The sequence below is a fragment of the Pseudomonas sp. CGJS7 genome, assembly GCF_036961695.1.
In genome coordinates, this window is sequence record NZ_JBAMDI010000079.1 from 1 (window position 1) to 23,909 (window position 23,909).

The following is a 23,909-nucleotide window of genomic DNA, read 5'->3' on the forward strand; positions in this document are numbered from 1 at the left end:
AGGCCGGCGCCGTCCTTTTTCAGGGGCGGCATTGCGCTGCGAAAAGGCCCGTATAGCTGACAGTGATATGTCGGAGTTACGGGCCTTTTCATGACACAAGACTGCCTCTGAATCCCACTCACCCCAGATCAAGCAGGTCTTGCAGGCTGGCCAGAATGGCATTGGCGTCATAAGGCTTGCGCGTGACGGGCACATGCTGCAAGTGCTCGGGAATGCTGATGCCGTCGCCATAGCCGGTGGCAAAGAGGAACGGAACATGCCGGCGAACCAGCTCATCCGCTACGGAAATGGAGGTTCCGGTGCCCAGGTTGACATCCAGTATTGCCGCGTCCGGCTTGTGGCTGCCAAGCAGTTGCATGGCTTCGTCCTCGGAGCTGGCGGTGATCACGTCCTTGATTTGCGCATCGTTGAGAATTTGCTCCAGGCCTACTGCAATCACCAGTTGATCCTCGAGTATCAGCACACACAAGCCCGAGCGCGCTGCAAACGCACCGTTTGCACGGGCCAGAGGCGTGGCCGGGAGAGCGGTTTCTGCCGCTTCGGCTACGGAAAGGTGCTTGGCCGGGATTTTGAAAAAGCCTTGCAGGCCTTCGGGGTGATATTCCACTGCGCTGGTGCCACCCAGGTCGAACGGGATGCTGCGGTCGATCAGTACCGTGCCGAAGCCGCTGCGGCTGGGCGGGCGTACCGTTGGCCCACCACTTTCCCGCCAACTGATTGCACAGCCGTTGGTGGCGTCGATTGCCCAGCTTACCGAAAGCCTGCCGCCGGCCCGCGATAACGCACCGTACTTGGCCGCGTTCGTGGCCAGTTCGTGCAGCACCAGGGCCATGACCGAGTAAGCGCGCGCATCGAGGATAACGTTCGGGCCCTGCAACTCGATCACGCCGGCAGCCGTGCGATAGGGAGAAAGCTCGGCCTCCAGCAGCTTCGCCAGGCGCCCGCCACCGTCACCGCGCACCACCTGGTCATGGGCCAACGACAAGGCCTGAATACGCCCTTTGAGCGTTGCCACATAGTCCTGCAGGGTCTGGCTTTCCGGGGTCGGATGGGCAACCAGTGCACCAATCAGCGACAGGATGTTCTTGACCCTGTGGTTGAGCTCTTCGTTGAGCATGCGCTGGCGCACCTCAGCTTTGGCGCGTTCACTGGCGAGCAGCTCGCTGTTGTGCAGCACCACCTCGACGATAGCGGTACGGATGGCATCGCCAAACTGGCGGTCCTGCTCGGTCCAGGGTAGCGACTGCTGGTGAACGGTTTCTTTCCAGATGGCGAAGCTTTTGCGTGGCGTCAGGCGGTCGCCCAACGCGCCGCTGTCATAGGTCTTGTTCGGGTCCCCGGCCCAGTCGAGTGTCTCGACCACCTCCTTGCGGAAGAAGATCAAGTAATCCCTTGGGTGTTGCGACATCGGAATAATCAGCACACCAGACACATCATTAAAATACGCCTGGGCTGAAGGGAGCACCGTCGACAGGCGATTGGATGCCCAGATTCGGCCTTCGCTGACCATGTCTGCCAGACGCAGCAGATCAGGCACGGCCGTTTGGGGCGGCGCCAGCCCTGCGCACGACCAGCGGCCTAGCAGCGACATGCCGATGCCGTCGCAGGGAATCAGCGACATCAACCGGGGTAGCCGTGCGTGGAAGAACCCATCAATGTCCGCCGCCTGGTTGGCGTCGCGCAGCAGGCTGTCCAGGGCTTTGTGGATGCGCACGGCGGCTTCGAGTTTTTGCCGGCTACGCAGGGTCTCGATATGCAGGGAGAAGAACTCACCGAACATCTCGGCGGCCACACGTTGCCCCATGGCCAGCGTGCGCGGTGCGTAGTGATGGCAGGCAATCATTCCCCACAGCTCGCCATTGACGATGACGGAAATCGACATCGAGGCGCCCACGCCCATGTTGCACAGGTATTCGCAATGGATCGGCGAGACGCTGCGCAGGTGCGCGTAGGACAGGTCGAGCGGTTCGCCCGAGGGGTCGAGCACCGGGTTGATGGCGACCGTATTGAACTGGGCGTCGGAGATTACCCGGATCGGGTTGCGCAGGTAGAGCGCGCGGGCCTGCTGGGGGATATCGGAGGCGGGGAAGTATTGGCCCATGAAGCTTTCGAGGTCGCTACGCCTGGACTCGGCAACCACCTTGCCGGCACCGTCGGCTCCCAGCTGGTAGATCATCACCCGGTCGTAACCGAGCACCGCCCGGACAAAGCGGGCGGCGTCGCGGAACAGCTTGCTGGTCTGGTCGATTTCGCGCAGTTGGGCAATCAGCGTGCGCGCCAGTTCGATCGGTTCGGCGATGCTCGCCCCGGCGGGCTCGAATTCGAGGATTGCCGTGCCTTTGTACAAGTGGGCGGCGATGTCGACGGCCGCGCCGTTGGGCAGCGTCACGCCGAAACTGAGCGCGGGGCGCGAGGCATCCCGGGTACGGGCAAGTGCGTTGCGAAGCGTATGCGTGACCTCGTCACCCAGCACCGCGTGCAGTTTCTGACCATTGATATCGCTTGCTACACCCAGCATCTGTGGGGCGTTGACCGAATGGCGCAGCACCACGGTCGCCGAGGCATCACAGGCCAGCAGGCAGCCATGGGGCTGGATGCTCCCGGGAATCTGGATGGGCTCCCGGTCGCAGTTGGTCAGGTTAACGTGGGGGTTGTGGGTCATTGGCCCGTGCCTGTGGGTAAGGGGAGGCGGGCAGCAGGTCCGCCATCGTCCGTCAGCCTAGCAGGCATTGAACGCCTTGGGGATGGCGGGTCGGGCAATACCGGTCCATTCCCAAGACAATGCTTTGATCACAGCGTGGAGTACGGATGTACTCCCGTCGAGAATCGCTTGAAGGCAGCTCTGATCAATGGTCTTATCCCGCGCTTGAGCCAACTGGTATTGCACGATGAACCGCCCGCTGTTTATTTCCTTCGATGGGCCCAAGGGGACCGGCAAGACCACGCTGCTGGAGGCCGTCACTCAAGCGTTACGGCTGGACGGGAACAAGGTGATCCGCCTTTGCGAAAGAAAGAATGATCCTCACCGGGGCGAGACCATGGCCCTGGTCAACCAGCTTTCCAGAAGCCCTTGCCAGGACCTTGAGTTCAAGGTTTGCGAGCGCTTCGCTGAAAGCCGCGCCTGGATTTCCCGACATGTACTGCCCAGGCAGCCCGCTGACAGCATCATCCTGATTGATCGCTGGTACCCCTCTGACGCTGCGTTTCGCCGCACAGTGCCGTTTGACAAGATCCTGCGCCTGAACCTCGAACGAAACGTGCAAGTGCCCGATTTGCATGTCGGCGTTGTCACAACGCCTGAAACCTCATGGGCGAGGGCCGCGGCGCGCACGCGTGGGCTGGGCAGTACGGTGATCCATAACCTGGAAGAACAGGTTGCCTGTACCGAGGCGTTCGAGCGTGCGGTTGCAGAGCAAGGCTGGGTGCTGTGCCGTAATGAAGGGACCGTCGACGAGGCAACGCGGCAGGTCGTAGGCGAGATTCAGGGCGTGCTTCGACACCTGTGAGGCTTGGGTGAGTACGGCCTGTCTACTGCCTCTGCAGGTATCAGGCGCCCTGGCGGTCGATATCACGGCGCAGGACTACCGACGTGGTAATGTCATCCACTGATTCGTGACGTGCCACGTTGTCACGTACCTGGTTGAGGTCGTCGATCGTTCGGGTCTCCACTTCAACCACCAGGTCGAGCTGACCGCTCACCGACGAAACCCGCCGTACGCGCGCGTCCGTTGCCAACTGGTCGAGCAGCCCCATGGCAGGCGTGCGCTGCAACGTCACCAGCAAGATCGCGCGTATCACGTTGGCGTCTATTTCGCCGATGTCAGCGCGATAACCGCGAATGACCCCGCTGCGTTCAAGGTTGGCGACACGCTCGGTGGTGGCACTTCGGGAAAGGCCTATGCGGCCGGCTAACGCCTTGAGCGCAATACGCGCGTCCTTCGAAAGTACCTCAAGAATCTCACGATCTTTAGCGTCCAGGTCACGCATTGCAGCCCCTTGATAAGCTTGCCGTCATTATGCCGGTCGGAACCGGCATAATGCCTGTTGCGCCCGACCGTATGCAGGGTGTCCGTTTCGGCGGCGCATGACAAGCTATTGAAAAACAATCAGCGCGCCCGGAACCTGATGATATGACAGACCTTTCCCACCCAGCACCTCGGTTTTCGGCAAGCGATGCAGAGGGCCTTGCAAAAGATTTCTTCGATGTCACCGGCACTGCAACGCCCCTGGATGGGGAGCGTGATCGCAATTACCGGCTGGAGACTGGCGTAGATGCAGGCTGGATACTGAAAATCGTCAATGCCAGCGAGCCCAGGGTAGAAAGCGAGTTTCAAACCGCGCTACTCGATCACCTGGCCGTGCATGGCGCGCATTTGGGCGTGCCACACCTGCGGGCCAGCGTGACTGGCGACTACCTGCCGTCTGTGGCCAGCAGCACCGGTGAAAAGCACGCTGTGCGCCTGGTCAGCTGGCTGGCCGGCACGCCACTTGCCAAGGCCAGACGCTCCCTGGCGTTGATGAGAAACTTCGGCCAGGCACTCGGTGAACTTGACCGTGCCCTGCAGGGCTTCATGCACCCGGGCGCAGTCCGCGACCTGGACTGGGACTTACGCCATGCTGCGCGCTCCCGTTCGCGGCTGCACTGCATCAAGGACCCTGATCGCCGGGCCGTTGCCGAGCGCTTCATCGCCCGGTTCGAACAGACTGTACAGCCAAAGCTGGCTTCCCTTCGGGCCCAGGTGATCCACAACGATGCCAACGACTGGAACATCCTGGTCGATGCCGAAACGCCCCGTAGCGTGACTGGCTTCATCGATTTTGGCGATGCCGTGCACACCGTTCTGATTGCCGAGGTCGCAATCGCCAGCGCCTACGCCATTCTCGACATGGACGACCCGATCGGCGCTGCTGCTGCGCTGGTGGCCGGCTTCCATGAGAAGTACCCGTTGCAAGCGCAAGAGCTTGATGTGTTGTTCAACCTGATTGCCATGCGCTTGGTCATCAGCGTCACGTTCTCCGCTTCCCGGCAGGACCAGACCGACGACAACCCTTACCTGGCGATCAGTGAAGCGCCTGCCTGGCGTCTACTGGAACAACTCGATTCGATAAACCCACGGTTGGCCACCGGCATTTTGCGCAAGGCCTGTGGTTTCGATGCCATCGAAGGTGCGGGGGAAGTCCGCCGCTGGATTGCCGACAACCACAAGTCGTTTGCCGACCTGGTGCGCCCGTCAGCTGCCATTCTGGACAAGGTCATCGCGCCGTTTGGCGATGCCAGCCATGAGATGACCATTGCCTCGGCCCAGCAGCGCCCTGCAGATGCGACGCGGTGGTGGAATGAATTCTCTGCCGCGCACAAGGCCCCGCTGGGCATCGGGCCATGGGGCGAGGTACGTGCCGTCTATACCGACAGCGCCTTTGAGTCTCGCTTCATCAAGGGGCAGCACCGGACCCTGCATGTGGGAGTAGATTTGCTGATGCCAGCAGGTACGCCGCTGTACGCACCGATTGCCGGCACCGTCAGAAGCGTCGAGGTCGAGCCAGACCCGCTGGGTTATGGCGGCCTGGTGATGCTCGAGCATACCCCGCCCGGTTGCCCGCCATTTCTGACGCTGTGGGGGCACATGGCCCACGAGGCGCTCAGCCGTTTGAAGGCCGGTGACAAGCTCGAAGCCGGCGACCTGGTCGGTTACATGGGCAGCGATCACGAGAACGGCGGCTGGATTCCCCACCTGCATCTGCAGTTGGTCACCGATACCCAGTTGCGCGCGTGCGAGGTCATGGGCGTGGGTGAGCCAGCGTACCGCGAAGCGTGGGCCGACCTGTTCCCCGATGCCTCGGCCCTGGCCGGTATCCCGCCAGAGACCTACAGCCAGCAGGGCATGACCAAGGCCCAGATCATTGCCAGGCGCAAGGAACTGCTGCTACCCAACCTGTCCATTTCGTACACCGACCCGATCAAGTTCGTGCGCGGGGATGGCGTATGGCTGATCGACAACTTCGGGCGGGCCTACCTGGACTGCTTCAACAACGTGTGCCACCTGGGCCATAGTCATCCCGACGTGGTCGAAGCCTTGACCCGCCAGGCTGCGCTGCTCAACACCAATACCCGCTACCTGCACGACAACATCGTCGAATACGCCGAACGCCTGACCGGCACTTTGCCCAAGGGCCTTTGCGTAGCATCCTTTGGCTGCTCGGGGAGTGAGGCCAACAGCCTGATGCTGCGTATGGCGCGCAACTACACAGGCAGTGATCAGGCGATCGTGCTGGACTGGGCCTACCACGGCACCACTCAGGAACTGATCGATCTGAGCCCTTACAAGTACAAGCGCAAGGCGGGCAAGGGCAGGGCGGCGCATGTCTACGAGGCCGTGGTCCCGGACAGCTACTACGCCCCCGAGCACTGGCCCGTGGAAGCGCACGGCAAGCGCTTTGCCGAGTCGGTAGCAGAGCAGCTGGACGCCATGCGCAAGGCAGGCAAGGGCCCCGGTTTTTTCATTGCCGAATCGATCCCCAGCGTGGCGGGGCAGGTGTTTTTGCCCGAACACTACCTCAAGGAGGTGTACGCCATGGTGCGAGCCGAAGGTGGGCTGTGCCTGGCCGATGAGGTTCAGGTCGGGTTTGGCCGGGTCGGCAGCCACTGGTGGGCATTCGAGACCCAGGGTGTGGTCCCGGATGCCGTCAGCATGGGCAAACCCATTGGTAACGGCCACCCGATGTCGGCGGTAGTGACCACGCGCGAGGTTGCCGATGCTTTCAACAACGGCATGGAGTATTTCAATACCTTCGCCGGTAACCCGGTGTCATGCGCGGTAGGCCTGGCGGTACTCGATGCAATCGAGCGTGACCAGTTGAAAGAAAACGCCTTGAGTGTCGGCCATTACCTGCTCGAGGGTTTGCGCAAGCTTCAGCAGCAATTCGACGTGATTGGCGATGTGCGCGGGTTGGGCCTGTTCCTCGGCATCGTGCTGGTCACTGACCGCAAGTCGAAGGCGCCAGCCACGGCCCTGGCCAGAAAAGTGGCTGATGGTGCCCGGGAGCGCGGCGTGTTGATCGGCACCGAAGGCCCGCATGACAACGTGCTGAAAATGCGGCCTTCGATGATTTTCAGCCGGGCCAATGCGGACTTCCTTCTCGAGGTGCTGAAAGACAGCTTCACCGCGGCGCTTAAATAGCGTTTCAGCGCGGGCAGGGCGTGCGCATGTGCACGCCCTGCGGCGCACCTATCTGGCGAGCCGGCCAGCATCAAGCGCCTCTGATGCTCAGGCCTTCGCGAGCCTGGCCATGCAGGCCGGCGGCCTCTGGCAATGCCGTGACCTTGATCGCGCGCACCGGTACGGCGAACTTGGCGCCGATTTGCGAGAACCGCTCCAGCAGCCTGAAGTTGATCGCCTGCTGAATGTCCATGTAAAGGTTGTAGCCTGGGTCCTGGACGATGTAGACACACTCGAACTCCAGCGCCTCTTTGCCGAAGCCACGCAGGTGAGCGCGGTCGAAACGCGCCTGCTCCTGGGCCTTGATGGCGTCTTCGACGATGCCTGGCGCTTTCTTCACGGCCTCGGTGGGCGTGTCGTAGGAAAGCCCGAACTCGAACACGATGCGACGCTCTTGCAGGCGCTTGTAATTCTGGATGGTGCTGCTGATCATGCTGGCGTTGGCCATGACGATCTGTTCGCCGCCGAGGCTGCGGATGCGTGTGGTTTTGAGGCCGACGTGCTCAACGGTGCCCGCCAGGGGCCCGATGACGATGAAGTCACCGATCTCGAACGGCTTGTCCACGGCGATCGACAACGAAGCGAACAGGTCGCCAAGGATATTCTGCACAGCCAGCGCCACTGCGATGCCGCCCACGCCCAGGCTGGCGACGAAGGCGGTGATGTTCACCCCCAGGTTCGACAGCATCGCCAGCACTACGACTGACCACAACAGGACCCGCGCGCCCCAGGCCGAAAGGGTTGCCAGTGCGCTGCCCTGGTTCAGGCCGTCGGTACGGTGGCGGGCGAAGTAGCGGCTCAGGCCCAGGCCGATGGCGCGGTTGGCCCACAGGCCAATCTGCAAGGCAGCGACCACGAACCACAGGCTGCTGACCCTGCTCAGCCAGCGCTCGGGCAGGTCGAGCATGCTCAGGCCCACCAGCAAAGAGGCCAGCAACAACAGAAAGTTGCTGGTGCCGGAAAGCACCTCGGCCATTATCTGGCTCAGTGGGCCTTCGTGTTCGGACCAGCGCCGTACCCGGCGCATCAGGAAACTGATGGCGGCACGGGCGACCAGGAAGACCAAGGTGGCGACTGTCAGCGCCACCAGCAGATTGAGAATGGAGATGCCGAATACGGTGGTTTCGGTGAAAAACGCGATGATGCGGTCGTTCATGAGTACCTCGCCTCTGGGTTGATTTGCCAAGGTGCTTTCTTGGGACGTCAAAGAGGCGCAACAGGTCGATCGGATTTCACCACGCTGGGCAGACTGAGTCAGTCCCGGTAGATTTTCTTCAATAACCGCAACAGTTCAGTCCTTTCGTCATCCGAGAGGTTGGATGTCGCCTGGTGATCGCTGTCGGCGGCGATGTGCTTCAACTCCTTCAACAGGGCTTCGCCCGATTTGCTCAGGAAAATCCCATACGAGCGCTTGTCCGGTTTGCACCGCACGCGCACGGCCAGCGCGCGCTCTTCCAGTTTGTTCAGCATTGGCACGACTTGCGGGGGTTCGATTGCCAACGCACGCGCCAGGTCGGCCTGCATCAGCCCGGGGTTCTGGTCGATGATCGCCAGGGCGGAAAATTGTGCCGGGCGCAGGTCATGGGCCGAGAGCCGGGCAATAAGGTTCTGGAACAGCTTCAATTGCGCGCGTCGCAAGGCGTAGCCGATCAAGTCTTCAAGCACCCCTTCTCCCACAGGAGCAGCCACGCAAGCGTCGTCGGTACTACGGGCAGACCTAGCCATCAGGGTTCATGCTCCTCGATCATGGGTAATAAAGTTACCTATTTTGCCTGTCCTTATGCGATTCGGCTAGAGAGGCTTTGGAAAAAGGCAGCGCGCCTACGCATGGGTTAAAGATAAATTTGTTAATGGTTAATTGACATAACTATTTTGACCCGTTAGCGTGGCCCCATCACCTCGAACAACAAGAGTGCAGAACCATGAGCAAATATGAAGGCCGCTGGACCACTGTGAAGGTCGAACTGGAAGCGGGCATCGCCTGGGTGACCCTCAATCGCCCGGAAAAACGCAATGCCATGAGCCCCACCCTGAACCGGGAAATGGTCGACGTGCTGGAAACCCTCGAACAGGACGCTGACGCTGGCGTGCTGGTATTGACCGGTGCCGGCGAGTCCTGGACCGCCGGCATGGACCTGAAGGAGTACTTCCGCGAGGTGGACGCCGGCCCGGAAATCCTCCAGGAAAAGATTCGTCGCGAAGCCTCGCAATGGCAATGGAAGTTGCTGCGTCTGTATGCCAAACCGACCATCGCCATGGTCAACGGCTGGTGCTTCGGCGGCGGCTTCAGCCCACTGGTGGCATGCGACCTGGCGATCTGCGCCAACGAAGCGACCTTCGGCCTGTCGGAAATCAACTGGGGCATCCCGCCTGGCAACCTGGTCAGCAAGGCCATGGCCGATACCGTTGGCCATCGTCAGTCGCTGTACTACATCATGACCGGCAAGACCTTCGATGGTCGCAAGGCTGCCGAGATGGGCCTGGTGAACGACAGTGTGCCGCTGGCCGAGCTGCGTGAAACCACCCGTGAGTTGGCGCTGAACCTGCTGGAAAAGAACCCGGTGGTGCTGCGCGCCGCGAAGAATGGCTTCAAGCGTTGCCGCGAGCTGACCTGGGAACAGAACGAGGACTACCTCTACGCCAAGCTCGACCAGTCGCGCCTGCTGGACACTACTGGCGGCCGCGAGCAGGGCATGAAGCAGTTCCTCGACGACAAGAGCATCAAGCCAGGCCTGCAGGCCTACAAGCGCTGAGTCGCACCGCGGGCGGCGGTGTGCCGCGCCAAAGCCCGTGGGTATTTCTCTATAACGACAACAAGAGGAATGAGCATGTTGCAGGTGCCTTTGCTGATTGGCGGGCAGTCGCGCCCCGCCAGCGATGGACGAACCTTCGAGCGCTGTAACCCGGTGACTGGCGAGGTGGTGTCGCAGGCTGCCGCCGCCACACTGGCCGATGCCGATGCCGCCGTGGCTGCTGCCAGCGCGGCGTTTCCGGCCTGGGCCGCCCTGGCACCGGGCGAGCGGCGCAGCCGCTTGCTGGCAGGCGCTGATCTGTTGCAGGCGAGGGCCGCCGAGTTCATCGCCGCCGCCGGTGAAACCGGGGCCATGGCCAACTGGTATGGCTTCAACGTGAAGTTGGCCGCCAACATGCTGCGCGAGGCTGCAGCCATGACCACGCAGATCACCGGTGAAGTGATCCCCTCGGACGTTCCCGGCAGCTTCGCGATGGCCCTGCGCGCGCCCTGCGGCGTGGTGTTGGGCATCGCGCCGTGGAACGCCCCGGTGATACTGGCCACGCGTGCCATTGCCATGCCGCTGGCCTGCGGCAACACCGTGGTGCTCAAGGCCTCGGAGCTGAGCCCGGCGGTACATCGGCTGATCGGCCAGGTGCTGCACGATGCAGGCATCGGCGACGGCGTGGTCAATGTCATCAGCAATGCGCCGCAGGATGCCCCGGCCATCGTCGAGCGGCTGATCGCCAACCCTGCGGTACGCCGGGTCAACTTCACCGGTTCGACGCACGTCGGGCGCATCGTCGGCGAGCTGGCGGCCCGCCACCTCAAGCCGGCCCTGCTCGAACTGGGCGGCAAGGCGCCTTTGCTGGTGCTCGACGATGCCGACCTGGACGCCACGGTCGAAGCGGCGGCCTTCGGTGCCTACTTCAATCAGGGGCAGATCTGCATGTCCACCGAGCGCCTTGTGGTGGACAGCCGTATTGCCGACGCCTTCGTCGACAAGCTGGCGGCGAAGATCGCCGGGCTGCGTGCAGGTGATCCGCAAGCCAGCACCTCGGTGCTCGGCTCGCTGGTCAGCGCAGCGGCCGGCGAGCGCATCAAGGCACTGATCGACGATGCCGTGGCCAAGGGCGCGCGCCTGGTCAGCGGCGGCCAGCTCGAAGGCAGCATCCTGCAACCGACCTTGCTCGACAACGTCGATGCCAGCATGCGCCTGTACCGCGAGGAGTCCTTCGGCCCGGTGGCGGTGGTACTGCGCGCCGAAGGCGACGAAGCCTTGCTGCAGCTGGCCAACGACTCGGAGTTCGGTCTGTCATCGGCCATTTTCAGCCGCGACACCAGCCGCGCCCTGGCCTTGGCTCAACGGGTGGAGTCGGGTATCTGCCATATCAACGGGCCGACCGTTCACGATGAAGCGCAGATGCCGTTTGGCGGGGTCAAGTCCAGCGGCTATGGCAGCTTCGGCAGCCGCACGGCCATCGATCAGTTCACCCAGTTGCGCTGGGTCACCCTCCAGCACGGCCCGCGTCACTATCCCATCTAGCCGCGGCAGGCCCAGGCCACTGGCAAGATGACCGCCGCCCCGTCATATCGGGCGGCGGCAGGATGTACAACAAGAACAAGGAGCAACCTGCGTGAATAACGAAGCCCGCTCAGGGTCGACCGACCCTGGCCAACGTCCGCGCTACCGCCAGGTGGCCATCGGGCATCCCCAGGTGCAGGTCAGCCACGTCGACGACGTGCTGCGCATGCAACCTGTCGAGCCACTGGCACCGCTGCCGGCGCGCCTGCTCGAGCGCCTGGTGCATTGGGCCCAGGTGCGCCCGGACACCACTTTCGTCGCGGCACGCCAGGCAGACGGTGCCTGGCGTTCGATCAGCTACGTGCAGATGCTCGCCGATGTGCGCACCATCGCCGCCAACTTGCTAGGACTGGGCCTCAGTGCCGAGCGCCCGCTGGCGCTGCTTTCCGGCAACGACATCGAACACCTGCAAATCGCCCTCGGCGCCATGTATGCCGGTATTGCCTATTGCCCGGTGTCGCCGGCCTACGCGCTGTTGTCGCAAGACTTCGCCAAGTTGCGCCATGTCTGCGAGGTGCTCACCCCCGGAGTGATCTTTGTCAGCGACAGCCAGCCGTTCCAGCGCGCCTTCGAGGCGGTGCTGAACGATTCGGTCGGCGTGATCAGCGTGCGTGGCCAGGTCGCAGGTCGCCCCCATATAAGCTTCGACAGCCTGTTGCAACCGGGTGACCTGGCGGCGGCCGATGCGGCTTTCGCCGCCACCGGGCCGGACACCATCGCCAAATTCCTCTTCACCTCGGGCTCGACCAAGCTGCCCAAGGCGGTGATCACCACCCAGCGCATGCTGTGCGCCAATCAGCAGATGCTTCTGCAGACTTTTCCGACGTTCGCCGAGGAGCCGCCGGTGCTGGTGGACTGGCTGCCGTGGAACCACACGTTCGGCGGTAGCCACAACCTCGGCATCGTGCTTTACAACGGGGGCAGTTTCTACCTCGACGCCGGCAAGCCGACCCCGCAAGGCTTCGCCGAGACCTTGCGCAATCTGCGCGAGATTTCCCCCACGGCCTACCTCACCGTACCCAAGGGCTGGGAGGAACTGGTCAAGGCACTGGAGCAGGACCCCGCGCTGCGCGAGGTGTTCTTTGCCCGCATCAAGCTGTTCTTCTTTGCCGCCGCAGGCCTGTCGCAAAGCGTCTGGGACCGGCTGGACCGCATAGCCGAGCAACACTGCGGCGAACGCATCCGCATGATGGCCGGCCTTGGCATGACCGAAGCCTCGCCATCGTGCACCTTCACCACCGGGCCTTTGTCGATGGCCGGCTATGTCGGGCTGCCGGCACCTGGCTGCGAAGTGAAGCTGGTGCCGGTGGGCGACAAGCTCGAGGCGCGCTTCCGTGGCCCGCATATCATGCAGGGCTACTGGCGCTCGCCGCAGCAGACCGCCGAGGCGTTCGACGAGGAGGGTTTCTACTGTTCGGGCGACGCGTTGAAGCTGGCCGATGCCAGGCAGCCCGAGCTTGGCCTGATGTTCGATGGCCGTATCGCTGAGGACTTCAAACTTTCGTCCGGGGTATTCGTCAGTGTCGGGCCGCTGCGCAACCGCGCAGTGCTGGAGGGCTCGCCTTACGTACAGGACATCGTGGTCACCGCGCCGGACCGTCAATGCCTGGGCCTGCTGGTTTTCCCGCGTCTGCCCGAGTGTCGTCGCCTGGCCGGGCTGGCAGAGGATGCCAGCGATGTGCAGGTGCTGGCCAACGACACCGTGCGCAGTTGGTTCGCTGACTGGCTGGAACGCTTGAACCGCGATGCCCAGGGCAACGCCAGCCGTATCGAATGGCTGTCGCTGCTGGCCGAGCCGCCGTCGATCGACGCCGGTGAAATCACCGACAAGGGCTCGATCAATCAGCGCGCCGTGCTGCAGCGGCGCGCCGCTCAGGTCGAGGCGCTGTACCGTGGCGAAGACCCCGACGCATTGCACGCCAAGGTGCGGCCTTGAGTGCGGCCGGGCTGTGCACCGTCTTCGAGGACACGGCCATCGTCCAGATGATGCGCACACCCTGGGTCGACCTGGGTGGCGCATTGGCCGCGATCTCGCCCATCGACCTGGGCATTCAGGCCGGGCGCGCGGTGCTGGCACGTGCAGCTGCCGCCCCTCAGGCGGTAGACAGCGTGCTCGCCGGCAGCATGGCCCAGGCCAGCTTCGACGCCTACATGCTGCCACGCCATGTCGGCCTCTACTGTGGCGTGCCGCAGTCGGTACCGGCACTGGCGGTGCAGCGCATCTGTGGCACGGGCCTTGAACTGTTGCGTCAGGCCGGTGAACAGCTGCGCAGTGGCGCCCGCCAGGTGCTTTGCGTGGGCGCGGAGTCGATGTCGCGCAATCCGATCGCGGCCTATGAACACCGGGGCGGTTTTCGCCTGGGGGCGCCGGTCGGGTTCAAGGACTTTCTCTGGGAAGCCCTGTACGACCCGGCTGCCGGCGTGGACATGATCGGTACTGCGGAAAACCTGGCCCGTGCCTATGGCCTCGCTCGTGAAACGGTGGACGCGTGGGCCCTGCGCAGCCATCAGCGGGCCCTGCAAGCCCAGGCGCAGGGCTGGTTCGACGAGGAAATCGTGAGCGTCACCGCGCAGGCACTGGAGGCAGAAGGCTGCCAGCCACGCGGCATTGCATTGCCGCGTGGCGTGAGTGAGGTCAGCCAGGACAGCCACCCACGGCCTACCGACACGGCCGCACTGGCCCGACTGCGCCCGGTGCACGCCGGTGGCGTGCAGACGGCTGGCAACAGTTGCGCGGTGGTCGATGGCGCGGCGGCAGCCTTGGTCACGCGCTACTCCGATTGCACTCATCCGCCTTTGGCGCGCTTGCTGATGGCCACGGCCGTTGGCGTGCCGCCCGGCCTCATGGGCATCGGGCCGGCGCCGGCCATCACCTTGCTGCTCGAGCGCAGCGGCCTGCGCCTGGAGCAGATCGACCGCCTGGAAATCAACGAGGCCCAGGCCGCCCAAGTGCTGGCGGTGGCCCAGGCACTCGAACTCGATGTGGACAAGCTCAATGTCCATGGCGGCGCTATCGCCCTCGGTCACCCACTGGCCGCTACAGGCCTGCGCCTGGTCCACACCTTGGCCCGTCAATTGCGCGACGGCAACTTGCGCTATGGCATCGCAGCGGCATGCATCGGCGGTGGCCAAGGCATGGCGCTGCTGATCGAAAACCCTCATTTCGTTGCCTGACCCGGAGGTATCCGATGACCTGGAAGGCGCCCCTGCGCGACATGCAGTTCGTCTTGCAACACTGGCTGCGGGCCGATCAGGCCTGGGCGCAATTACCGGCATATGCCGACGTCGACCTCGACCTGGCGGCCCAGGTACTGGAAGAGGCGGCCCGTTTCTGCGAGCAGGTGCTGGCCCCTTTGAACAGTTCGGGCGATCGCCAGGGCTGCCAGATGGAGGGCGGGGAGGTACGCACCCCGGACGGATTCCCGGCGGCTTATCGCGCCTATGTCGACGGTGGCTGGCCGTCGCTGGCATGCGCCCCGGCGCTTGGCGGCCAAGGGCTGCCGTTAGTGCTGGAGGCGGCCTTGCAAGAGATGCTGTTCGGCAGCAACCACGGCTGGGCCATGTACACCGGCATCGCCCACGGTGCCTACCTGTGCCTGAAAGCCCATGCATCCGCCGAGCTGCAGGCGCGCTATCTGCCGGGCATCGTCAGTGGTGCCACCCTGCCTACCATGTGCCTGACCGAACCCCAGGCCGGCAGCGATCTAAGCCTGTTGCGCTGCCGCGCCGTGCCCCTGGGCGACGGTGGCTACGCGGTCAGTGGCAACAAGCTGTTCATCTCTGGCGGCGAACACGACCTGACCCGCGACATACTCCACCTGGTGTTGGCCCGGTTGCCGGATGCGCCGCCCGGCAACCGCGGGCTCTCGCTGTTGCTGGTGCCGAAATGGCTGGAGGATGGCCAGCGCAATACACTGTACTGCGACGGCCTGGAACACAAGCTGGGCATCCGTGGCAGCGCCACCTGCGCACTGCGCCTGGAGGGGGCCCGGGGCTGGTTGATAGGCCAGCCCCATGGCGGCCTGGCGGCGATGTTCGTGATGATGAATTCCGCGCGGCTGCATGTTGGCCTGCAAGGCCTGGGGCATGCCGAGGCCGCCTGGCAACAGGCCCGCGACTATGCCCTGGAGCGGCGCCAGATGAGTGCCCCGGGGCGGGCCAAGGGGGGCGCCCAGGGCGCCGACCCGATCCACCTGCACCCGGCCATGCGGCGGGTCTTGCTGGAGTTGCGGGTGCGTACCGAGGGGATGCGCGCGCTGGCCTACTGGACGGCCCAGTGGCTGGATATCGCCGACGCCGCCGTCGAGCCTGCACAACGGGCGAAGGCCGCGACATTGGCGGCGCTGCTGACCCCCATCGTCAAGGCGGCCTTCACCGAGCAGGGGTTCAGCCTGGCAAGCAAGGCCTTGCAGGTGTTGGGGGGCTATGGCTACACCCAGGAGTTTGCCATCGAGCAGACCTTGCGCGACAGCCGCATCGCGATGATCTACGAAGGCACCAACGAAATACAGGCCAACGACCTGATGCTGCGCAAGGTATTGGGCGATGGGGGGGAAGGGTTCGCCCTGCTGTTGAGTGAGTTGCGTACCGAGGCTGCTGCGGACGCTGGCGCCGCTGCCACCGCGTTGGGCAGCGCGTGCGACACGCTGGAGGCAGTGCTGGCCAAGGTGCTGTCGAGGACCGCGGGCGATCCCGAATTTCCGTACCGCGCCGCAGGCGACTTCCTGCAGTTGTTCGCAACGGTGCTGCAGGCCTTCGCCTGGGCCCGCAGCGCGCGCTGCATCCAGGCGTTGCCATTGGGGGCGGCGCAGCGCCGGGAAAAGCAGGAAAGCGTTGGGTTCTTCCTCGGCTACCTGCTGCCCGACCTCGAACGGCAGGTGGCGGCCATCGACGCGGCCGCCACGCCGTTGCCATTCATTGCCGAATCGTTCTGAAACCCACGTGCGAGGTCGTCATGAACACCGGCTGCGGCTGGCGTGCCGAGGGGCGGTAGCGCATGCAGCGGTCCGCCGAACACAGGTGCGAGCCGCCTTTGATTACCGCCACCGGCACGCCGGGGTCTGCCGGGTCGAAGCTGTCACTCAGGGCTGGGCCTGAGGGGTCGAGCTTGGCGTCGCGCTGTGCGTCATGGCCTGGCCGATAGCCCGTGCGAGTCAGCTCCCAGACATTGCCGCCGGCATCGAACAGGCCAAAGCCGTTGGCCGGGAAGCAGCCCACGGGCGATGTACCGGTAAAACCATCCTTCGCCGCATTGCGATAAGGGAACTGACCCTGCCAGGTATTGGCCATGAGCTTGCCCTTGGGCAGCTCGGTGGTACCCCAGCTGAAGTCGGCATCGGTCAGGCCGCCGCGCATGGCGTATTCCAGCTGCGCCTCGCTGGGCAGTTCGCGGCCTGCCCAGTGGGCATAGGCCTGGGCATCTTCCAGGGCGATCTGCACCACCGGATGATTGTCCAGCCCGGCCAGGCTGCTGCCCGGCCCTTGCGGGTGTCGCCAGTTGGCGCCGGGCACGAACTGCCAGCCGGGGCTGAGCACGTCCGCACCCTGGTGAAACACCATCGCACCCGGTACCCGCAGCGCGTCGGGCAGGGCAGGGTCGTCCTCGACACGGATACCGCGCTCGGCATGGGTGACATACCCGGTGGCCTTGACGAAGCGCGCGAACTGGGCGTTGGTGACCGGATGCACGTCAATCCAGAAGCCGGACACCTTGGCGGGGTGAGGCGGGCCTTCTTCGTCGTAAAAGCGGCTTGAACCAAAGCTGAACTCGCCGCCCGGCACGTGCACCATGCCGTCCCGCCAAGGGCCTTGGCGCTGCGCGGGCAGGCCGCTGTAGCCCGTGCACAGCAGCGCCGGCGCCGGGTCTTGCGGCCACACGGCATAGGCGGCGGCGAGCAGGCCGGCGGCGAGTGCTGCGCAGCCGGCTGCCCGGGCGATCATTGCGGCTTGACCAGGATCGGGCTGGCCGGACGGCCGTCGGCATCGATCGCGATGTTGCCGCGTTGGGCATAAGCCTTCCAGTCGCGCAGCATCAGCGCCACCTGCTCGGGGTGCCCTGCGCCGATGTCGTGGTGCTCGCCAGGGTCCTTGCTCAGGTCATACAAGTGCCAGCTCGGCTTGCTGTCGGTGGCATCCCACACCAGCTTCAGCGGGCCCTTGCGCAACGAGGCGCTGCCGTTGATTTCCCATCCCAGGGCTTCGTCATGGGCGTGGATCTGGCTGTCCTTGCCTTGCAGGTAGTTCAGCGCCGATGTGCCTTGCGGCGGCACGATATCGCGGTCGCGGTACTTGACGCCGGGCATCGGCGCACCGGCCAGTTGCAGCAGGGTCGGCATGATGTCGCGGACGCTGGCCAGCTCTTCGCTGCGGCCGGCCTTGATGGTGGCTGGGTAGTAGACGAAGGCCGGTACGCGGATGCCGCCCTGGTAGGTGGTCATCTTGTAGCGACGGCTGGGCAGGGCGCTGACTTGGGCCCAGGCCGAGCCGATCATCAGGAACGAATCGCGGCGGCCGTAGTTGTCCAGGCGGTTATCGAAGTTTGCCTTGATCCACTCGGGGTCGACACGGGTGGCGTTCTCCGGACCGTTGTCGGACATGAACAGGATCATCGTGTTTTCCAGCTCGCCGGTCTTGCGCAGGTGTTCCACCAGGCGCCCCACCTCGGCGTCCAGCGCCGTGACCATGGCGGCGTATACCTCCATGGTGCGCGCGGACTGGCGTTTTTGTTCATCGCTCAGCGATGCCCAGCTCGGCACGCCTTCCAGTTGTGCTTGCAGGGGGAAGTCGGTGGGCACCAGGCCGGCTTCGCGCTGGCGCTTCAGGCGCTCGTGGGCGATGACTTCGTAGCCTTGGTCGTAACGGCCTTGGTACTGCGCCAGGTACGCATCCGGCGCCTGCAGCGGCCAGTGCGGCGCGGTGTAGGCGGCAAAGGCGAAGAACGGTTTGTTGCTGGCCTTGCCTTGGTCGATCGCGTCGATCAGGCGGTCGGTGTACCAGGTGGTGGAATAGAAGTCGTCGGGCAGCGCGATCGGCTCGCCATTGTGGCGATAGGTGGCGCTGTAGTTCGACTGCAGGTCCATGTTGGCCTGCTTGAAGTGCGCCGCGCCGCCTTCGAGCAGCACGTAGGCCTGGTCGAAGCCGCGGTTGTGTGGCTGTTGGGTCGGTTGCATGCCCAGGTGCCATTTGCCGGCGATGTAGGTGCGGTAGCCGGCGTCGTGCAGCAGTTCGGCGAGGGTCGCGACATTGGCACCGAGCACGCCTTCGTAGCCGGCGCGTACCTCTGCGCCGGCCGGCAGGCGCTTGCGCGTCTCCGACATCATGCCCAGCCCGACCAGGTGTGGATCGTTGCCGGACATCAGCATCGCCCGCGTCGGCGAGCAACTGGGCGCGGCGTGGAAATCGAGCATCAGGCGGCCGTCGGCCAACAGTTTGTCCAGGTTGGGCGTCTGGATTTCGCTGCCCAGGGCCGACAGGTCGGAGAAACCGAGGTCATCAGCGACCACCAGCAGAATGTTTGGTTGTTTAACGGTTGGTGCGGCCATGGCGTGGCTGGCACCGAGCATGAGCACGCCGAGGGCGGCAAGGGGGCGGAGGCAATTCATGGGGGGACTCTTGTTTTTGTAATGGACTCGAATTTTGCGCATGGCCTCTGAATAGACAGCACGCCACTGGATTCTAGCGACGGATGAATGAATGCCGCAGCCGCTCGCTGCAGAAGTGTGCGATTAGCGAACGCTTGATGCTGATCATTCCTTGTACACGGCAAAACGCTATTGACGGCGCATATGGTTAACAAAAATAATCGTTAACAGAGTTATCCAGTTTGTAAGAACAATTATAAAAACAAGTGAAGGGAAATTCTGATGATCAAGCCGTTGAACGGGGTATGCCTGCCCCTCATGGTGCTTTCGCTGTGCCAGTCCGCCTACGCGGCCAGCCCGCTTGAAGAGAGCCGGCCGGGGAGGCCAGGGGCCCCTCGCTGGATCGAGGACTACCGCTTTCTCGACGACCCCGCCAAGGCCACTGCCCCCTTCGATGGCCTGCGCTACCATCGGCTGTCAGAGTCGGCCTGGCTGCAACTCGGGGCTGAGGCCCGCTACCGGGCCGATGCTTCGGACAAACCCTTCTTTGGCCTGCGCGGGCTGAACGACGATTCCTATCTGCAGCAACGGCTGCAGGCCCATGCCGACCTGCACCTGTTCGACGATGCCGTGCGTACCTTCGTCCAGGTCGAGAATACCCGTGCCTTTGGCAAGGACTTGTACTCGCCCAATGATGAAAGCCGCAATGAAGTGCGACAGGCCTTCGTCGATTTCAACCACGATTTCGCCGCCGGGCGCTATACCACACGCATAGGTCGCCAGGAGATGGGCTTCGGCGACCAGGTGTTGGTCACCTACCGCGACGCGCCGAACATCCGCCTGAGCTTCGACGGCGTGCGCGCCAGCCTCAACCTCAAGGACGGACGCAAGCTGGATGCATTCGCTGTGCGCCCGCTGAAAACCGGTGAAGACAGTTGGGACGACGGCAGCAACAACAACATCAAATTCTACGGCCTTTACGGCACCTTGCCGCTGTCGGCGTCGTGGAACATGGACCTGCTAGCCTTTGGCCTGGAAACCGACGACCGCAGCCTGGCCGGCGAGTCGGGTGACGAGCAGCGCTACACCTTCGGCACGCGGCTGTTCGGCCGCGATCAGGCACTGGACTGGAGCTGGAACCTCGTCGGGCAGACCGGCCACCTGGGCAACGCGTCGATCCGCGCCTGGGCGCTGTCGAGCGACAGCGGCTTCACCTTCACCCACCCCTGGCAACCGCGCCTGGCCATGCGCATCGATGCCGCGAGCGGCGACAGTGACCTGGGCGACGGAAAAGTCGGCACCTTCGACCCGCTTTACCCACGCAATGGTGTCTATGGCGAAGCCAGCCTCACCACCCTGAGCAACATCATCGTGGTGGGGCCGACCTTCGGCTTCTCGCCCTGGCGCACGCTGCGCATCGAGCCCGGCATCTTCGAAGTGTGGAAACAGCGTGAGGAAGACGGCGTATACATGCCCGGCATGAGCATGTTGGCCAACACCCGCGGCACGGGTCGCCATGTCGGTACCATCTACCGTGCCAGCACGCGCTGGCTTGCCACTCCCAACCTGACCCTGGACCTTGACCTGAAGTACTACGACGTGGGCACGGCCATCAAGGAGGCTGGCGGCGAAGATTCGTCGTTTGTCTCAGTACGCGCCACGTTCCGCCTTTGACCACCCGACCGATAACAACAACAGAGGGCCACACATGCATCATTCATCCGCGTCATCGGGCAAGGCCGTGCCCACCATCGGCTTGTGTTTTCTCGTTGCCTTGCTGGAAGGGCTGGACCTGCAGGCCACCGGCATCGCCGCGCCGCACATGGCCAAGGCATTCAACCTGACCCCTGCCATGCTCGGTTGGGTATTCAGTGCCGGGTTGCTGGGGTTGCTGCCCGGCGCACTGATCGGCGGTTGGCTGGCAGACCGCTTTGGCCGCAAAGCGATCCTGATCGTGGCGGTGCTGCTGTTTGGCGGCTTCTCGTTAGGGACCGCCCATGCCCAGACCTACGATTCGCTGTTGATCGCGCGGCTGATGACAGGGCTCGGGCTGGGGGCGGCGTTGCCAATCCTGATCGCCCTGGCCAGCGAGGCGGCGCCTGAGCGTCTGCGGAGCACGGCGGTCAGCCTGACTTACTGTGGTGTGCCGCTGGGCGGGGCGGTTGCGTCGCTGATCGGCATGTCCGGCGTGGGCGACGGTTGGCGTACGGTGTTCTACGTCGGCGGCATCGCACCGATCGTGATCGCCTTCGTGCTGATGATCTGGCTGAAAGAGTCCCAGGCATTCCGTGCCCAAGGCGTTGCCAAGGCTGGCAGTGAGGGTGTGCTTGCCCAACTGTTCGGGCCGCAGCAGGCAAGCCGCACGCTGTTGCTGTGGGTGGCATGTTTCTTCACCCTGACAGTGTTGTACATGTTGCTCAACTGGCTGCCGTCGCTGTTGATCGGCCAAGGCTTCAGCCGGCCGCAGGCGGGCGCCGTGCAGATCCTGTTCAACCTGGGTGGGGCGGCTGGATCGTTCCTGACCGGTCGGATGATGGACCGCGGGTTTGCCGGGCGGGCGGTATTGATCGCCTACGCCGGCATGCTGGCGTCGTTGGCGGGGCTGGGGCTGTCGAGCAGTTTCGGGCTGATGTTGCTGGCCGGGTTCACTGCAGGGTATTGCGCCATTGGTGGCCAGTTGGTGCTGTACGCGCTGGCGCCGACGCTGTATTCGACCCAGGTGCGCGCAACGGGCTTGGGCGCTTCGGTGGCGGTGGGGCGCCTGGGTTCCATGGCCGGTCCTCTGGCGGCCGGGCAGATCCTTGCAGCAGGTGCAGGTGCGGGGGGGCTGCTGATGGCCGCGGCTCCAGGCCTGGTGCTCGCGGCGTTGGCGGCACGTGCGCTGCTCAAACACCGAACCCGCACGCAACGCCCGGAGCCGGGTGAGGCTGCGGCTCAGGACCCTGCATAGCGCTTCCTTGGGGGGCTAGTGCTGCTTGCGCAATGCCTCCTGCTCCGGTTCGGCGACTGTGACCCGGTTACGGCCCGATACCTTGGAAAGGTACATGGCGCTGTCTGCACTGCTGAGCAAGGCGCCGAGCTCAGAGGCAGGGGCTTTCGCGAACGCTAAACCTATGCTTGCGGTGACCGGGTGTTCATCATTCACACGCAGTTTGGCTATCAGGGCCCGCAGGCGCTCGGCAACTTCAATCGCCGTGTCTGGCGGCGTATTGGGCAGCAGGATGGCGAACTCCTCGCCGCCCAGCCTGCCGGCAATGTCGTTGTCACGTAGGCTGGCACTGATCGCTGCACCGATGCGCTTCAGCACCTGGTCACCAGCGGCATGCCCGAACGTGTCGTTGATCTGTTTGAAATGGTCGACGTCCAGCATCAACACGGCCATGAATGTACCCGCCTCCCTGCACCGGACGTGCTGCGCCGAAGCGTTGTCGAAAAAAGCACGTCGGTTGTTCAGGCCGGTCAGTTCGTCCGTGCACGAGGCCACCATGGCCAGCCGATGCGCGCGTTGCATTTCATGTTTCAGGCGCCAGGCCGTCGTCAATGCCGAGGACAGGCTTTGCGTCGCGCTGACCACAAACCAGGCGAACACCAGCACCGCCAAGGCTATCCCTTGTTGCAGCGTGGAAGGTTGCAACAGTAGCCAGCCCGTAGAAGGCAGCAAGACCAGGCCCATCGACACCAGGGTCATGTTGCGGTAGGAGGAGTAGCATGATACCGCGCTGACAGACATGCCGACGGCAAACAGCATGATCAGCGTCTGCCCCAGCGCGTCGTCGGCGGGCATTACGGCAAAGGCGCCCCAGCCCCAGATAGCCGCCGACAGCATCAGCGTGACCCAGTAACGCCACTCCCAGCGTTCGGCCGTGCGCTGGTTGGCGGGTGCTCGCAGATAGGCGAAGAACATGGCGGTACGCACGCTGGTCGACAGGCCCAATAACGTCATCCAGACCATGACCCTTTGCTGGTCGAAACGCTCCCAGCCCAACCAGCACAGCATGACGGCGGCCAGGAAGCTGCCAAGCACCGCAGGCGCTGACTGGACGAACAGCTGTTCGAGCCGATCCGTCCGTACGTAATGCGCTATTTCATCATGAGGATCAAGGTCTGTCATGGCTGGCGCTTCGACTGGTGAACGGTAGCAGATTCTGGCACTTTGCTGGCACCCTGGAAAAGGCTCATGGCGTTCACGTGTGATGGCGTTCGCCACGTTCGGGTGCCAGCGTCAGCAAGCGTTGCGGCAGTGTAATGACAGTATTGGTCAGCGGGATCAGGCGGCCAGGGCCTTGCATTCCTTCAGGCAGGCAGCGCAGGAGTCTGCACACGCCTTGCATTCGGCATGCTCATTTTCGTGTTTGCGGCACTGCGTTTCACAACTGGCACAGACATCAGCGGCCACCTTGGCCATGGCCGGCGTGAAGCGGGAGCCTTGCAGGGCCAGCTTCATCAACGCACTGCAGGTAGCCAGCAGTTCGCTGACGGACTGGGCACAGGCCGCCATTTGCGTGTCACCTTGACCAAGCAGTACCAGACAGTGCGCCAGGCACGCCTCACCGGTCTTCTGGCAATCGCTGCTGCTGTCTATCAGCCCGGCAAACGGCCTGGCGCCGGAAGTGCCATGGTCATGTTGATGTGCGTGCTCATGAGTGGCGGCCAGTGCAGAACTGGTCATCGCCACGGCTACGGCACCTGCGACGGTTTTCAGCATTTCACGTCGTTGCATGGATCGTTTCCTTGATCGAAGTCGGCCTTGGCTGCGCACGGCTGTCCGCGCAGATCAGTATCGCGAACATAGACTG

The 23,909-nt window shown here is 63.8% G+C and carries 17 protein-coding genes; 9 read left to right on the top strand and 8 right to left on the bottom strand.

The features are described 5' to 3' along the window. Positions 1-118: 118 nt before the first annotated feature. Positions 119-2,662: an HWE histidine kinase domain-containing protein gene (locus tag V7787_RS34070; protein ID WP_336091766.1), complete on the bottom strand. Its 2,544-nt coding sequence runs from the start codon at positions 2,660-2,662 to the stop codon at positions 119-121. 226 nt (positions 2,663-2,888) lie between these two features. On the opposite strand from V7787_RS34070, the gene V7787_RS34075 reads away from it, so the two are divergent. Then, positions 2,889-3,506, top strand: a complete 618-nt coding sequence (locus V7787_RS34075; protein ID WP_064493464.1) for a dTMP kinase — start codon at positions 2,889-2,891, stop codon at positions 3,504-3,506. 40 nt (positions 3,507-3,546) lie between these two features. Here the strand turns inward: V7787_RS34075 and V7787_RS34080 are convergent, their stop codons facing one another. After that, the gene (locus tag V7787_RS34080; protein WP_004374903.1) at positions 3,547-3,987 is read right to left on the bottom strand and encodes an Lrp/AsnC family transcriptional regulator; all 441 of its coding nucleotides are present in this window, start codon (positions 3,985-3,987) and stop codon (positions 3,547-3,549) included. Between the two features lie 143 nt (positions 3,988-4,130). On the opposite strand from V7787_RS34080, the gene V7787_RS34085 reads away from it, so the two are divergent. Continuing rightward, on the top strand, positions 4,131-7,178 hold the full coding sequence (locus V7787_RS34085; protein ID WP_336091768.1) for an aminotransferase class III-fold pyridoxal phosphate-dependent enzyme: 3,048 nt from the start codon (positions 4,131-4,133) through the stop codon (positions 7,176-7,178). A gap of 70 nt (positions 7,179-7,248) precedes the next feature. On the opposite strand, the gene V7787_RS34090 is transcribed toward V7787_RS34085, so the two are convergent. Together V7787_RS34090 and V7787_RS34095 are read right to left on the bottom strand one after the other, a co-directional pair. Continuing rightward, positions 7,249-8,373, bottom strand: a complete 1,125-nt coding sequence (locus V7787_RS34090) for a mechanosensitive ion channel family protein (protein ID WP_064493466.1) — start codon at positions 8,371-8,373, stop codon at positions 7,249-7,251. A 98-nt stretch (positions 8,374-8,471) separates the two neighbouring features. Further along, positions 8,472-8,942, bottom strand: coding sequence for a MarR family winged helix-turn-helix transcriptional regulator (locus V7787_RS34095; protein ID WP_012052230.1), 471 nt, complete (start codon positions 8,940-8,942; stop codon positions 8,472-8,474). A 197-nt stretch (positions 8,943-9,139) separates the two neighbouring features. On the opposite strand from V7787_RS34095, the gene V7787_RS34100 reads away from it, so the two are divergent. The 5 genes from V7787_RS34100 to V7787_RS34120 all read left to right on the top strand — a co-directional run bounded on the left by V7787_RS34100 (position 9,140) and on the right by V7787_RS34120 (position 16,467). Beyond that, on the top strand, positions 9,140-9,970 hold the full coding sequence (locus V7787_RS34100) for a p-hydroxycinnamoyl CoA hydratase/lyase (RefSeq protein ID WP_010954234.1): 831 nt from the start codon (positions 9,140-9,142) through the stop codon (positions 9,968-9,970). A 75-nt stretch (positions 9,971-10,045) separates the two neighbouring features. Beyond that, complete coding sequence (locus tag V7787_RS34105) at positions 10,046-11,494, top strand: aldehyde dehydrogenase (RefSeq protein WP_104887679.1); 1,449 nt, start codon at positions 10,046-10,048, stop codon at positions 11,492-11,494. A gap of 91 nt (positions 11,495-11,585) precedes the next feature. Further along, entirely contained in the window at positions 11,586-13,469 is a 1,884-nt protein-coding gene (locus V7787_RS34110) for a feruloyl-CoA synthase (RefSeq protein ID WP_336091769.1), read from the top strand. Next, a complete protein-coding gene (locus V7787_RS34115) occupies positions 13,466-14,707 on the top strand; it encodes a thiolase family protein (protein WP_064493469.1) in 1,242 nt (413 codons plus the stop codon). Before V7787_RS34110 ends, V7787_RS34115 begins: the two co-directional genes overlap by 4 nt. Before the next feature lie 14 nt (positions 14,708-14,721). Next, positions 14,722-16,467, top strand: a complete 1,746-nt coding sequence (locus V7787_RS34120; protein WP_064493470.1) for an acyl-CoA dehydrogenase — start codon at positions 14,722-14,724, stop codon at positions 16,465-16,467. Here the strand turns inward: V7787_RS34120 and V7787_RS34125 are convergent. Together V7787_RS34125 and V7787_RS34130 are read right to left on the bottom strand one after the other, a co-directional pair. Beyond that, the gene (locus tag V7787_RS34125) at positions 16,448-17,473 is read right to left on the bottom strand and encodes a formylglycine-generating enzyme family protein (RefSeq protein ID WP_336091771.1); all 1,026 of its coding nucleotides are present in this window, start codon (positions 17,471-17,473) and stop codon (positions 16,448-16,450) included. The two genes, V7787_RS34120 and V7787_RS34125, sit on opposite strands and share 20 nt — an antisense overlap. Next, the gene (locus tag V7787_RS34130; RefSeq protein ID WP_336091774.1) at positions 17,470-19,134 is read right to left on the bottom strand and encodes an arylsulfatase; all 1,665 of its coding nucleotides are present in this window, start codon (positions 19,132-19,134) and stop codon (positions 17,470-17,472) included. The genes V7787_RS34125 and V7787_RS34130 overlap by 4 nt, the downstream gene beginning before the upstream one ends. A gap of 261 nt (positions 19,135-19,395) precedes the next feature. On the opposite strand from V7787_RS34130, the gene V7787_RS34135 reads away from it, so the two are divergent. Beyond that, positions 19,396-20,787, top strand: a complete 1,392-nt coding sequence (locus V7787_RS34135; RefSeq protein ID WP_336091775.1) for an alginate export family protein — start codon at positions 19,396-19,398, stop codon at positions 20,785-20,787. Positions 20,788-20,821: 34 nt separating this feature from the next. Then, positions 20,822-22,063, top strand: a complete 1,242-nt coding sequence (mhpT, locus tag V7787_RS34140) for a 3-(3-hydroxy-phenyl)propionate transporter MhpT (protein ID WP_336091776.1) — start codon at positions 20,822-20,824, stop codon at positions 22,061-22,063. Positions 22,064-22,078: 15 nt separating this feature from the next. Here mhpT and V7787_RS34145 read toward each other — a convergent pair whose 3' ends face one another. Both V7787_RS34145 and V7787_RS34150 read right to left on the bottom strand, forming a co-directional pair. Beyond that, positions 22,079-23,137 (bottom strand): GGDEF domain-containing protein, encoded by a 1,059-nt coding sequence (locus V7787_RS34145; RefSeq protein WP_064493496.1) that lies wholly within the window; start codon positions 23,135-23,137, stop codon positions 22,079-22,081. Between the two features lie 243 nt (positions 23,138-23,380). Further along, complete coding sequence (locus V7787_RS34150) at positions 23,381-23,833, bottom strand: four-helix bundle copper-binding protein (RefSeq protein WP_064493474.1); 453 nt, start codon at positions 23,831-23,833, stop codon at positions 23,381-23,383. Positions 23,834-23,909 lie beyond the last annotated feature (76 nt).